This is a genomic window from Streptomyces sp. NBC_00872 (genome assembly GCF_045161915.1).
In the GTDB taxonomy this organism is placed as follows: domain Bacteria; phylum Actinomycetota; class Actinomycetes; order Streptomycetales; family Streptomycetaceae; genus Streptomyces.
This window is the reverse complement of the sequence record NZ_CP108806.1, coordinates 3,673,306-3,686,094: the sequence shown is the minus strand read 5'-3', so window position 1 is coordinate 3,686,094 and position 12,789 is coordinate 3,673,306. Positions and strand designations below refer to the sequence as shown.

The 12,789-nt window shown below is 69.7% G+C and carries 12 protein-coding genes; 8 read left to right on the top strand and 4 right to left on the bottom strand.

Features of this window, described 5'->3' with window-relative positions:
- The first annotated feature begins 205 nt into the window (after nucleotides 1-205).
- The 4 genes from OG214_RS15600 (at nucleotide 206) to groL (ending at nucleotide 4,024) form a co-directional block, all read left to right on the top strand.
- Complete coding sequence (locus OG214_RS15600; protein WP_383032000.1) at nucleotides 206-1,117, top strand: polysaccharide deacetylase family protein; 912 nt, start codon at nucleotides 206-208, stop codon at nucleotides 1,115-1,117.
- 16 nt (nucleotides 1,118-1,133) lie between these two features.
- Nucleotides 1,134-1,541, top strand: coding sequence for a hypothetical protein (locus OG214_RS15595; protein WP_405985085.1), 408 nt, complete (start codon nucleotides 1,134-1,136; stop codon nucleotides 1,539-1,541).
- 447 nt (nucleotides 1,542-1,988) lie between these two features.
- Complete coding sequence (gene groES, locus OG214_RS15590) at nucleotides 1,989-2,297, top strand: co-chaperone GroES (RefSeq protein WP_023539274.1); 309 nt, start codon at nucleotides 1,989-1,991, stop codon at nucleotides 2,295-2,297.
- A gap of 101 nt (nucleotides 2,298-2,398) precedes the next feature.
- On the top strand, nucleotides 2,399-4,024 hold the full coding sequence (gene groL, locus OG214_RS15585; protein ID WP_363086330.1) for a chaperonin GroEL: 1,626 nt from the start codon (nucleotides 2,399-2,401) through the stop codon (nucleotides 4,022-4,024).
- Between the two features lie 168 nt (nucleotides 4,025-4,192).
- Here groL and OG214_RS15580 read toward each other — a convergent pair whose 3' ends face one another.
- The 3 genes from OG214_RS15580 to OG214_RS15570 all read right to left on the bottom strand — a co-directional run bounded on the left by OG214_RS15580 (nucleotide 4,193) and on the right by OG214_RS15570 (nucleotide 7,476).
- On the bottom strand, nucleotides 4,193-4,966 hold the full coding sequence (locus tag OG214_RS15580) for an SDR family oxidoreductase (RefSeq protein WP_363084062.1): 774 nt from the start codon (nucleotides 4,964-4,966) through the stop codon (nucleotides 4,193-4,195).
- Between the two features lie 22 nt (nucleotides 4,967-4,988).
- The gene (locus OG214_RS15575) at nucleotides 4,989-6,503 is read right to left on the bottom strand and encodes a multicopper oxidase family protein (RefSeq protein ID WP_405985084.1); all 1,515 of its coding nucleotides are present in this window, start codon (nucleotides 6,501-6,503) and stop codon (nucleotides 4,989-4,991) included.
- Nucleotides 6,504-6,798: 295 nt separating this feature from the next.
- The gene (locus OG214_RS15570; RefSeq protein WP_363084064.1) at nucleotides 6,799-7,476 is read right to left on the bottom strand and encodes an MOSC domain-containing protein; all 678 of its coding nucleotides are present in this window, start codon (nucleotides 7,474-7,476) and stop codon (nucleotides 6,799-6,801) included.
- Nucleotides 7,477-7,566: 90 nt separating this feature from the next.
- Between OG214_RS15570 and OG214_RS15565 the strand changes: the two genes are divergently transcribed.
- A complete protein-coding gene (locus tag OG214_RS15565; protein ID WP_405985083.1) occupies nucleotides 7,567-8,511 on the top strand; it encodes a LysR substrate-binding domain-containing protein in 945 nt (314 codons plus the stop codon).
- Between the two features lie 91 nt (nucleotides 8,512-8,602).
- On the opposite strand, the gene OG214_RS15560 is transcribed toward OG214_RS15565, so the two are convergent.
- A complete protein-coding gene (locus tag OG214_RS15560; protein WP_363084066.1) occupies nucleotides 8,603-8,974 on the bottom strand; it encodes a WhiB family transcriptional regulator in 372 nt (123 codons plus the stop codon).
- A gap of 424 nt (nucleotides 8,975-9,398) precedes the next feature.
- Between OG214_RS15560 and OG214_RS15555 the strand changes: the two genes are divergently transcribed.
- From OG214_RS15555 to guaB, 3 genes are all read left to right on the top strand, one after another.
- Nucleotides 9,399-10,010: a response regulator transcription factor gene (locus tag OG214_RS15555; RefSeq protein WP_003948568.1), complete on the top strand. Its 612-nt coding sequence runs from the start codon at nucleotides 9,399-9,401 to the stop codon at nucleotides 10,008-10,010.
- A 352-nt stretch (nucleotides 10,011-10,362) separates the two neighbouring features.
- A complete protein-coding gene (locus OG214_RS15550) occupies nucleotides 10,363-10,938 on the top strand; it encodes a sigma-70 family RNA polymerase sigma factor (protein ID WP_066949642.1) in 576 nt (191 codons plus the stop codon).
- Between the two features lie 247 nt (nucleotides 10,939-11,185).
- Nucleotides 11,186-12,688 (top strand): IMP dehydrogenase, encoded by a 1,503-nt coding sequence (gene guaB / locus OG214_RS15545; RefSeq protein WP_363084067.1) that lies wholly within the window; start codon nucleotides 11,186-11,188, stop codon nucleotides 12,686-12,688.
- The last annotated feature ends 101 nt before the right edge of the window (nucleotides 12,689-12,789 follow it).

Below are 12,789 nucleotides of genomic sequence, written 5' to 3'. Positions count from 1 at the left end.
CGGGCGCGGGGGCCGCGCGCTGACAGGATGCGACACCATGCAACTAGTACGACAAAACGAAGAAATGATGGCAAAGGCGACGACTATGGCGAAGGGGGACGGGAGCGGTAGGGGCGGGAGTGACGGGGGCGGTGGCGGTGGCGGCAGGGGCGGGAGCGCCGACGGGAGCGTCAGGAGAGGCGGGCGCGGACGGCGCGGACGCGCGGTGGCGGCGGCGCTGCTCGTCGGCGTGATCGGTTCGGGATGCGCCGGCGGCGCGGGTGAGGTGCCGAAACCCGCGGCCGGGCACCCGGGCCAACCGGGTCTGCCGGGCGGGCCGGGGCACGGCGCCCCGGGGGAGGCCCAGAAGGAGGCCCCGGCCGGGATGATCGCCGGTTACGCCGACAACCTCCGCCGCAACCAGGCGGCCCGTGCGATCGCGGCCAAGAAGTGGGGGCTCAGTGCCACCCCGCTGCCCGCGCCCCGGCCGCCGACCGTGAAGCCGGCCATCACCACCCGCGAGGGCTTCGAGGTCCAGGACAGCGAGGAACTGCCACCGATCTTCACCACCGTCCCGACCCAGGACAAGGTCGTCTTCCTGACCATCGACGACGGTGTGGAGAAGGACCCCGAGCTGCTGCGGATGATGAGCGAGCTGAAGATCCCGTACACCGCGTTCCTCAGCGACTACGTCATCAACAACAACTACGACTACTTCAAGAAGATGCAGGACAACGGGGTGACGCTGAACAATCACACCCTCAACCACCCCTATATGCCCGGACTGTCCTACGACGAGCAGAAGCGGGAGATCTGCGGCCAGCAGGACAAGCTCCAGCAGCGGTACGGACACCGGCCCACGCTCTTCCGGCCGCCGTTCGGCAACTACAACCGCGACACGCTGGTCGCCGCCAAGGAGTGCGGTGTGAAGGCCGCGCCCCTCTGGGCGTCGGAGGCGTTTCCCGACCATATGGAGTGGCGCGAGTGGGACAAGGACATGCACCCCGGGGACATCATCCTCACCCACTTCCGCGGCCCCGAGGAGTGGGCGGGCTCCATGCCCGACATGATCCGCCAGGTGATGAAGGTGATCACGGACAAGGGTTACGCCGTGGGCAAGCTGGAGGACTACGTATGACAGCGGGGGAGTACCTATGAGGCTCGGGGAGGACGCGTGCGGCCCGGTCGCCCCGGTCGCCCCTGCCCCGGCCGCCCCGTCGGGCGCGGCGCGTACGCGCGGGGCCGCGGGGGGCCGTATGAGAGCCGAGTACCGGCTGCTGGCCGGTGCGCTGGCGGCCGGCGCGCTCATCACCGCCACCGCCGGCTGTGCGCAGTCGTCCGATCCGGTGGACCCGATCGAACGGCTCGGCCGCAAGGCGGCGCAGAAGGTCGGCCCGCACGCCCCGCCCCCGGCGCCGGGGGCGGACGGCGGGCCCGGCGCCGTACGGCTCGCTCCGCAGCCCCGGGAGATGTGCCCGGGGGAGGAGCGGCCCGCCCGGGACCTGGAGCCGGGCGGCGGTCCCGGCGGCGGCCTCGGCGTGAACGCGCGAGCCCAGCTGTGAGTACCAGGCCTGGCTGTGAGCGCCGGACCCCGACCTGACTGTGAGCGCCGGACCCTGACCTGACCTGACCTGACCGTGAGCGCCGGACCCCGATGTGAGCCCTGGGGTCCGGCGGCAGCGTGCCCTGGGGTCCGGCCGCGTGCGCCGGGTTCCGGCCCGGGGTCCGGCCGCGTGCGCCGTCCACAGGCGTGTGCGCTGTTCGTACAGTCGTACGGAATCCAGAGCCCCGCATGCCCGTTTCCGTATCGAGACGGAACCGCCACGCCGGGCCGTATTGGCACTCCGCTTGACCGAGTGCTAATCGCGGTCATAGTCTCGGGTCTGGCACTCCCCACTGGAGAGTGCCAAAGCGCGACTGGCAGGTCCGGCACCCGCGACGACGGATCGACCTGGTCGCCACCCTCAGACAGTTAACCCCGTGAGATCTCCGAAGGGGGAGGTCGGATCGTGACGACCGCCAGCACCAAGGTTGCCATCAAGCCGCTCGAGGACCGCATTGTGGTCCAGCCGCTCGACGCCGAGCAGACCACGGCCTCTGGCCTGGTTATCCCGGACACCGCCAAGGAGAAGCCCCAGGAGGGCGTCGTCCTGGCTGTCGGTCCGGGCCGTTTCGAGAACGGCGAGCGGCTCCCGCTCGACGTTTCCGTCGGCGACGTCGTTCTGTACAGCAAGTACGGCGGCACCGAGGTGAAGTACAGCGGCGAGGAGTACCTCGTCCTCTCGGCTCGCGACGTGCTCGCGATCATCGAGAAGTAATCACCCACGTTCGAGTTTGCTTGTGAACCGCGCCCCTGGCCGCCCTGCGATTGCCGGGCGGACAGGGGCGCGGTTCGTGTGAGAGGACAGAGAAAGCTCCCATGGCGAAGATCCTGAAGTTCGACGAGGACGCCCGTCGCGCCCTCGAGCGCGGCGTCAACAAGCTTGCCGACACGGTGAAGGTGACGATCGGCCCCAAGGGCCGCAACGTCGTCATCGACAAGAAGTTCGGCGCCCCCACCATCACCAACGACGGTGTCACGATCGCCCGCGAGGTGGAGATCGACGACCCGTACGAGAACCTGGGCGCCCAGCTCGTGAAGGAGGTGGCGACCAAGACCAACGACATCGCGGGTGACGGCACCACCACCGCCACGGTGCTGGCCCAGGCGCTGGTCCGCGAGGGCCTGCGCAATGTCGCCGCCGGCGCTTCCCCGGCCGCCCTGAAGAAGGGCATCGACGCCGCGGTCAAGGCCGTCTCCGACGAGCTGCTCGCGACCGCCCGTCCGATCGAGGACAAGTCCGACATCGCCGCCGTGGCCGCGCTCTCCGCGCAGGACCAGCAGGTCGGCGAGCTGATCGCCGAGGCGATGGACAAGGTCGGCAAGGACGGTGTCATCACCGTCGAGGAGTCCAACACCTTCGGTCTGGAGCTGGACTTCACCGAGGGCATGGCCTTCGACAAGGGCTACCTCTCCCCGTACATGGTCACCGACCAGGAGCGTATGGAGGCCGTCCTCGACGACCCGTACATCCTGGTCCACCAGGGCAAGATCTCCTCCATCCAGGACCTGCTGCCGCTGCTGGAGAAGGTCATCCAGGCGGGTGGCTCCAAGCCGCTGCTGATCATCGCCGAGGACGTCGAGGGCGAGGCGCTCTCCACCCTCGTCGTCAACAAGATCCGCGGCACCTTCAACGCGGTCGCGGTGAAGGCCCCCGGCTTCGGTGACCGCCGCAAGGCCATGCTCGGCGACATCGCCACCCTCACGGGCGCGACCGTCATCGCCGAGGAGGTCGGCCTCAAGCTCGACCAGGCCGGTCTGGACGTGCTGGGCTCCGCCCGCCGCGTCACCATCTCCAAGGACGACACGACCATCGTCGACGGCGGAGGCAACTCCGGTGACGTCGCGGGCCGTATCAACCAGATCAAGGCCGAGATCGAGGGCACGGACTCCGACTGGGACCGCGAGAAGCTCCAGGAGCGCCTCGCGAAGCTGGCCGGCGGCGTGTGCGTGATCAAGGTCGGCGCCGCCACCGAGGTGGAGCTGAAGGAGAAGAAGCACCGTCTGGAGGACGCCATCTCCGCGACCCGCGCCGCGGTCGAGGAGGGCATCGTCTCCGGTGGTGGCTCCGCCCTGGTGCACGCGGCCAAGGTGCTGGAGGGCAACCTCGGCAAGGAGGGCGACGAGGCGACCGGTGTCGCGGTCGTCCGCCGCGCCGTCGTCGAGCCGCTGCGCTGGATCGCCGAGAACGCCGGCCTTGAGGGCTACGTCATCACCGCGAAGGTGGCGGAGCAGGACAAGGGCCACGGTTTCAACGCGGCCACCGGCGAGTACGTCGACCTGGTGAAGGCCGGCGTCATCGACCCGGTGAAGGTCACCCGTTCCGCGCTGGAGAACGCCGCGTCCATCGCGTCGCTGCTGCTCACGACCGAGACCCTGGTCGTCGAGAAGCCGGCCGAGGAAGAGGCCGAGGCGGGCCACGGCGGCCACAGCCACAGCCACTGACGAGCCACCGGCGCGGGTCCGCCCGCGCCCACGGCCTGAACGCACCGAGGCCCGGCGCCCCTTCGACAGGGGCCGCCGGGCCTCGGCGCGTCCGCCTCCGGACCCCCCGGCGCGGCACGCGCTGCCGCCCCGGCACGACACGCGCTGCCGCCGCGCCGCCCCGGGGACCTACCGCGGGCCGTACTTGCGGCCCGTCTTCGAGGTGATTCCGCCGAGCAGGCCGCGCGGTGCCAGTTTCACCGCGCCCATCAGCGCCTTGTACCGGGGGTCCGGCACGGACACCGTCTTTCCCCGGGACAGATCCGCCAGCGCCGCCGCCACCAGTTTGTCCGCGTCGAGCCACATCCAGCCCGGGATGTTGTCCGTGCCCATTCCGGCCCGTTCATGGAACTCGGTCCGTACGAATCCGGGGCACAGCGCCATCAGCCGCACCCCCGTCCCGGCCAGATCCCGGGACACGCCCTGGGTGAACTGCACGACCCAGGCCTTCGAGGCACCGTACGTACCACGCGGTACGAACGCCGCCACCGACGCCACATTGACGACTCCGCCCCGGCCGCGCTCCCTCATCCCCGCGACCGCCGCCGAGGTCAGCCGCAGCACCGCCTCGCAGTGCACCTTCAGCATCGTCAGCTCATCGGCCATGGTGACATCGAGAAAACGTCCCTTGTTGCCGAAGCCCGCGTTGTTGACCAGGAGATCGACCGGCTGTCTGCGGTCCGAGAGCCGCCTCTCCACCGACGCGATCCCGGTGTCGGTGGAGAGGTCGGCCGTCAGCACCTCGGCCTCGATGCCATGCCGGTCGTGCAGCTCGGTGGCCTGTTCCCGCAAGCGCGTGGTGTCGCGCGCCACCAGTACGAGATTGTGCCCGTCCGCCGCCAGCCGGCGCGCGAAGGCGGCGCCGATCCCAGCCGTCGCGCCCGTAATCAAAGCAGTCGTCATACGCGGCACGTTAGTGCCTGAGTCAGTGCCCCTGATGTGTGTGGACAGCAGATGGACGGCCCGCCCGCTGTCCCTTCTCGACCACCACGAACTGGCCCATCATCCCCTGGTCCTCGTGGTAGAGCAGATGGCAGTGGTACATGTACGGAGCGTTCGGGTCGGAGGGTCCGTCGAAGCGCATCGCCAGCTTCACGGTCGTACGGTCCGGGATGAAGACGGTGTCCTTGGCGCCGCGCAGAGCCGGTTCCGGTTCCCGGCCGTTCACCGACAGAATCCTGAACTGCACATCGTGGACATGGAAGTTGTGCGGCATGCCGTTGTTGTTCCGTACGGTCCAGATCTCCGTCGTACCGCGCGTGACCGTGTCGTCGATCCGGTTCATGTTCATGCTGCGGCCGTTGATCCCGGGGAGCTGGAGGTCGAAGAACCGTCCGCGTGCCGGGTGCGCGCCGCTCGGTATCTCCAGCTTTCCGAGGGCGGCGGGCAGCGCGGGGGAGCGACGCAGCCGCTTCTTGGCACGCAGTTCCAGGATGTCGAAGGTGTCGTCGCCCCCGTTGAAGCGCTGGTTGTAGAAGTCCTGGCCGATGGAGAGGGGGTAGCTGCGCAGTACGGTCCGCTCCCCGGGCCGCACCCGCACCACGATCTCGGCGCGCTCGCCGGGCGAGAGCTGGATCCGGTCCATGGACACCGCCTTCTCCAGCAGTCCGCCGTCGGTGGCGATGAGCGAGAACGCGCGGCTGTTGTCGAAACCGAAGTCGTAGGTGCGGGCGGTCGAGGCGTTGAGGAGCCGCAGCCGTACGAGTTCGTCGCCGACCACGCGGTAGGGGTCGAGCGTGCCGTTCACCATCGTCCGGTCACCGAGGAAGCCGACCGTCTGCAACAGCCCGTGTCCGTGGTCGAACCGGGCTCCGTCGAACTTCACGTCCTGGACGATCAGCGGGAGATCGTTGACGCCATAGGTGTCCGGCAGCCCGAGTCCGAGGGACTTCGCGTCGTCCAGGATGAACATCCCGGCCAGTCCGCGCTGTACGTGGTCCTCGGTCTCGCCGTGCGGATGCGGGTGGTACCAGAGCGTCGCGGCCGGCTGGTCGATCTTCCAGTGCGGCGACCAGGTCTCTCCGGGAGCGACCATCTGATGCGGGCCGCCGTCCATCTTCGCGGGCAGACGCATCCCGTGCCAGTGCACGGTCGAGGCCTCGTCCAGGGTGTTCCTCACTCGCACCCGGACCTTCTCACCGCGCTCGGCGCGCAGCGTGGGTCCCAGATAACTGCCGTTGAAGCCCCAGGTCGGGGTCTTCTTCCCGGCCGTGAACTCCGTTTCGCCGGACTGCATCCGCAGGTCGAAGACCCGGGTGCCGTCGGGGCCGACCGAGGACTTGGCGAGCGGCGGCACGGTCAGTTCGTTACGGAAGCCGCCCCGGCCGGCCGTGGACACCTTGGCGCCGGAGTACACCCAGAGGAGACCGCCGCCGGCCGCCAGGGTGAGAACGATTCCGATCGACAGCAGCATGATGAGGACGCGCTTGAAGCCAGACATGCTCAGAGCGTCCCGGCGGGCGCCACTCCACTTCATCGGGGGCGCCCCCGAGGCGCCCCCGAGACCCCGCCCCGCACTCTCAGGGGCATCCCCTACGCAAGAAGTATTCCGCCCAACGAGCCCCAGGTCAGGGCCATTTCACCGGTATTCCCAGACCTCGGGGCGACCCTGATTCCCGCCTGACCGCCGCTTGAGTCCTGCCTGAGTCCCGCTTGAGCCCCGCTCGGATCCGCCCGCCGCACGGCCATTCCGCCGCCCCGCCGGTACGCCCCGCCGCCCCCCGTACGAGCCGCCTCTACGCCGTCGCCACGCCGTCTCCGTACCGGGCCACATACTCGCGCGCGGTCCTCAGCTTCCCGGCGTGGAGCGCCTCTCCCGCCGCGAGGAGGCGCGGCAGCAGATCACGCTCGGTGGTGACGGCACGGAACGCCATGGACACCGTCACCTCGTGAGCGGGCTGGTGGACGATCTCGATGGCGTCGCCCGCGCGGATCTCGCCGGGAGTGATGACCCGCAGATACGCGCCCGTCACGGCCTGTCCCGTGAAGCGCTTGAGCCAGCCCGTCTCACCGAGCCAGGCCTGGAACGTACGGCACGGAATCCGGCCGCTCGTCGTCTCCAGCACCAGATCCGAGCCGATCCGCCAGCGCTCACCGATCTTCGCGCCGGTGATGTCGAGCCCGTACGTGGTGAGATTCTCGCCGAACGCGCCATTGGCCAGCGGCCGGCCCAACTCCCGCTCCCAGAAGTCCAGATCCTCCCGGGCGAACGCGTACACCGCCTGGTCGCTGCCGCCGTGGTGGCGCAGATCGCAGACCGTGTCCCCGGAGAGACCGCTGCCGCCCTCGCCCTTCGGCCCCGGATCCGCCACCCGTACGGGACCGTCGACGGGCCGCTTGTCGATTCCCGTAACGCCCGCGTCGGCGTACTCCACGGCCTTCGGCCGCCCCACATTCACGGTCAGAAGCTTCATCCCGCCACGTTATCCGGGCTCGGCCGGTCTTCCCTCAAAGGATTCATCCGTTATCTGGTGATATCCCAAAGACCCTCTTATGGTGGAGGGATGATCGAGGCCCGTCATCTCCGTGTGCTGCGCACCGTGGCCGCCACCGGCTCCTTCTCGGCGGCGGCGCGTGAGCTGGGGTGTACGCAGCCGGCGGTCAGCCAGCAGATGAAGGCGCTCGAAGCGTCCGCGGGCACCGCGCTGATCGTCAGGACCGGCCGTGAGACGCGGCTGACGGAGGCGGGCGAGGTGCTCGTACGGCACGCGACGGGCATTCTCGCCGGACTCGCCGCCGCCGAGGAGGAGATGGCGGCCATCGCGGGGCTGCGGGCGGGCCGGGTCCGGCTCGTCTCGTTCCCCAGCGGCAGCTCCACACTGGTGCCCACCGCGCTCGCCGCCCTGCGCGCGGCCCATCCGGGCACCCGGGTCTCGCTCGTCGAGGCCGAGCCGCCCGCCTCTGCGGTGATGCTGCGCGAGGGGGACTGCGATGTGGCGCTGGCGTTCCGGTACGGCGGCTCCGCCGCGGAGTGGGACGACCTGGTCGTGCGCCCCCTGCTGGTGGACCGGCTCGTCGGAGTGGTCCCGGAGGGACACCGGCTGGCGGGTGCGGGCGCGGGCGCGGGCGTGGGGACGGGGACGGCCGGGAGTGACGGCGCGAGTGCGGGAACGGTCGCGATCGGTGAGCTGGCGGACGAGCCGTGGATCGCGGGCTGTCCGCGCTGCCGCAAGCAACTCGTCGACGCCTGCGAGGAGTCGGGGTTCACGCCCAGGATCGACTTCGCGACGGACGACTATCCGGCCGTGATCGGCCTGGTCGCGGCGGGGCTGGGGGTGGCGATGCTGCCGGAGCTGGCGCTGGAGGCCGTACGCCCCAGGGGTGTCCGTACGCTCACGGTCGAGCCGTCGGTCCACCGGGAGATCGTCGCTCTGACGCTGCCGGATCTGGCGAAGGTGCCGGCGGTGGCGGCGACATTGGATCAACTGGTCCTGGCCGCCGCGCGCTGATTCCCTCGTGGGCGGGGGAGGCGGGGTGGGGAGAAGACCCGCGCAGGACTGTGCAGGAACGTTTCTTCGTTGTGCTGGCGTGCGCGTTCTGTCAGTCGTCGGTGTGGCTGTCGTGCCCGTCCGAGCCGTTCGTACCCGGTGCGGAGGCCGAGGCCGACGTCGAGGCCGACGCGGTGATCAGCCGGGTGCGCGCGCGCCCCATCAGCTCCTCACGCTCGTCCTCGGTCAGTCCGCCCCACACGCCGTACGGCTCCCGTACCGCAAGCGCGTGCGCCGCGCACTCCGCGCGTACCGGGCATCGCATGCACACCTCTTTTGCCGAGTTCTCACGCGCGCTCCGTGCCGCGCCTCTCTCCCCCTCCGGATGGAAGAAGAGTGAACTGTCGACACCACGACAAGCTGCCAGGAGCTGCCAGTCCCACAGATCTGCGTTCGGTCCGGGAAGGCGGGAGAAATCTGCCATTGCTCATGTCCCCTTGAAACCGTGCTAAGTGGATACGGGCCGCTTGGACGCCGGGTACGAGCCCGACGCGCAACTCGCACCGGTGCTCACGACCGTACATCTACTATCCAAGTAGATGTAAATATGACTCATTGCGAATCTAGCCACAGACACCAGCAAAAGTGAAGAAAAGCCGCTAAATGGGGCATAGCTCTGAGTGAAGGCCGGGCGACCCGCGGCGCTCTCCTCTGTGTCCGGCCCCTCACGGGGAGTGCCGAACTCCACCGTCCGACCCGTAACTCTTTCGAGTGACCGTCGTTGAGTGTGCGAGGCGGTTGACAGAACGAGCGCTCGGGCGCATGTCCGAGAGCGTCAATCGCACAGGTGACGATATGTACCCAGCCTGGAGGCTCAAGGTGACGCGCATTAGCTGCGGAGGACGGTCATGACATCCGTCCTCGTCTGCGACGACTCCCCGCTTGCCCGAGAGGCGCTCCGCCGCGCGGTCGCGACCGTGCCCGGCGTCGAGCGCGTGACGACCGCGGCCAACGGCGAGGAAGTCCTCCGCCGCTGGGGCGCCGATCGGTCCGATCTGATTCTGATGGATGTCCGCATGCCGGGCCTGGGCGGTGTCGAGACGGTCCGCCGACTGCTCTCGGCCGATCCCGGGGCCCGGATCATCATGCTCACGGTCGCGGAGGACCTGGACGGCGTCGCGCTCGCGGTCGCCGCCGGTGCCCGCGGGTATCTGCACAAGGACGCCTCGCGCGCCGAACTGCGGGCGACCGTCACCCAGGCGCTCGCCGACCCGACCTGGCGGCTCGCGCCGCGCCGGCTCCGCTCGGCCGAGATGGGCGCCGCGCCCACGCTCACCGCGCGCGAGATCCAGGTGCTCGAAGGCATGAGTCACGGCCGGTCGAACGCGGAGATCGGCCGTGAGCTGTTCCTCTCCGAGGACACGGTCAAGACGCACGCCAGGCGGCTCTTCAAGAAGCTCGGTGCCTCGGACCGCGCGCACGCGGTGGCGCTCGGCTTCCGCTGGGGCCTGGTCCGCTGAGTCCGGGACCTGGTCCGCCGGGACCGGGGCCGGGACTGGACCTGGTCCGCAAGGGCCTGGTCCGCCGTACCGGGGCCCGGTCCGACGAGGCGACAGGTCCTCATCACCCGTCCGCCGCCGGGTCCTGTCCAGCAGGGCAGGACCCGGGCGGGGCGGGGCAACGTACGCCCGTGCGCATCCGTTTCCCGCGCGATGCCGCATCCTTGAGGGTGTGGAGTTCCTCGGGGACGAGTCGGACGAGCGCGAGGGGAGGGCGCAGGGGATGAGTTCTGCCGCACCCGCTCATAACGCTTCGGTGCACAACTACGGACGCGGTGCCACCGATCAGCAGCCGCCAAGGCACCATGGTCCGATGCGCGATGACGAGACCACGGTGATCGGTGCGCTCGTTCACCGTGCCGTCGACGGCGACGCACAGGCCACACACGATCTTCTGGCTCGTGTGCATCCACTCGCGCTGCGCTACTGCCGTACGCGGCTGAGCAGGCTGCCGGGTGACGCGCGGCACTTCGTGGAGGATCTCGCGCAGGAGGTCTGTGTCGCGGTGCTGATGGCACTGCCTCGTTACCGCGACACCGGCAGGCCCTTCGAGGCGTTCGTCTTCGCCATCGCCGGGCACAAGGTCGCCGATCTCCAGCGGGCCGCCATGCGCCACCCGGGATCCACGGCCGTACCGTCCGACGAGATGCCGGAACGGCCCGACGACTCACTCGGTCCTGAGGAGCGGGCGCTGCTCAGCAGCGACGCCGAGTGGGCCAAGAAACTGCTCGCCAATCTGCCGGAGAACCAGCGCGAACTGCTGGTGCTGCGGGTCGCGGTCGGGCTGACCGCCGAGGAGACCGGCCAGATGCTGGGGATGTCCCCGGGCGCGGTCCGGGTCGCCCAGCACCGCGCCCTGAGCAGACTGCGGGCGCTGGCGGAGCAGTGACACCGCCCGGAGCAGTGACACCGCCCGCGCTCCGCCGGTCGGCGGGCGCGGGTGGGATGCGACGGGGTGGCACGGGCGGGCAGCACCGGCTGTCACGGGGCGCGGGTGGCGTGTGACGGGCTGCCGTGGGGTGTGACGCGATCGGCACCCGGGAGCGGAGATCGCGTACACGGGTGTGGAATGTGAGGCGTGTGGAGCCCGTTACCATGGACATCCGCACCGATCAAGGCCATTTGGGGAAGGTGTCATGACTGCAAACGTCGACGGAGTGCCCGAGAAATTCGCGACGCTCGGGCTGACATACGACGACGTGCTGCTGCTGCCGGGCGCGTCCGATATGGCGCCCGATGCCATCGACACCTCCTCGTACATCTCCAAGAACGTACGGGTGAACATCCCGCTGCTCTCCGCGGCGATGGACAAGGTCACCGAGGCCCGGATGGCGATCGCGATGGCGCGGCAGGGCGGCGCGGGCGTGCTGCACCGCAATCTCTCCATCGCCGACCAGGCCAACCAGGTCGACCTGGTGAAGCGCTCCGAGTCCGGGATGGTGACCGACCCGATCACGGTCCACCCGGACGCGACGCTCGCCGAGGCCGACCAGCTCTGCGCCAAGTTCCGGATCAGCGGTGTCCCGGTGACCGACCGCGGCGGCAAGCTGCTGGGCATCGTGACCAACCGCGACATGGCCTTCGAGGCGGATCGTACGCGCCAGGTGCGCGAGGTCATGACCCCGATGCCGCTCGTCACCGGCAAGGTCGGTATCTCCGGGGTGGACGCCATGGAGCTGCTGCGGCGCCACAAGATCGAGAAGCTGCCGCTGGTCGACGACGCCGGGGTCCTCAAGGGCCTGATCACCGTCAAGGACTTCGTCAAGGCCGAGAAGTACCCGAACGCGGCCAAGGACAAGGACGGCCGGCTGCTCGTCGGCGCGGCCGTCGGGGTCGCGGGCGACGCGTACGAGCGCGCGCAGGCGCTGATCGAGGCGGGCGTCGACTTCATCGTCGTCGACACCGCGCACGGTCACTCCCGGCTGGTCGGGGACATGGTCGCCAAGATCAAGTCCAACTCCGCGGTGGATGTCATCGGCGGCAACATCGCCACCCGTGACGGCGCCCAGGCGCTGATCGACTCCGGTGCCGACGGCATCAAGGTCGGTGTCGGCCCCGGCTCCATCTGTACGACGCGGGTGGTCGCCGGTATCGGTGTTCCGCAGGTCACCGCGATCTACGAGGCCTCGCTCGCCGCCAAGGAGGCGGGCGTCCCGGTCATCGGCGACGGCGGTCTCCAGTACAGCGGCGATATCGCCAAGGCCCTGGTCGCGGGCGCCGACTCGGTGATGCTCGGCTCGCTGCTCGCGGGGTGCGAGGAGTCGCCGGGCGAACTGCTCTTCATCAACGGCAAGCAGTTCAAGTCGTACCGCGGCATGGGGTCGCTCGGCGCGATGCAGTCCCGCGGCGACCAGCGTTCGTTCTCCAAGGACCGTTACTTCCAGGAGGGTGTGGCCTCCGACGAGAAGCTGGTGCCCGAGGGCATCGAGGGCCAGGTGCCCTACCGCGGCCCGCTCTCCTCGGTCGTCCACCAGCTCTCCGGCGGACTGCGCCAGTCGATGTTCTATGTCGGCGGACGCACGGTGCCCGAGCTCCAGGAGCGCGGCCGGTTCGTACGGATCACCTCGGCGGGGCTCAAGGAGAGCCACCCGCACGACATCCAGATGACGGTCGAGGCGCCGAACTACACCAAGGGCTGACAGGGCACCGGGCCCGCTGACACGGCACCGGGCTCACGGAGCGGTCGGCGCGTGTGCCCACGAGGGGCGGTCCCGGTGGTACGGGACCGCCCCTCACCGGT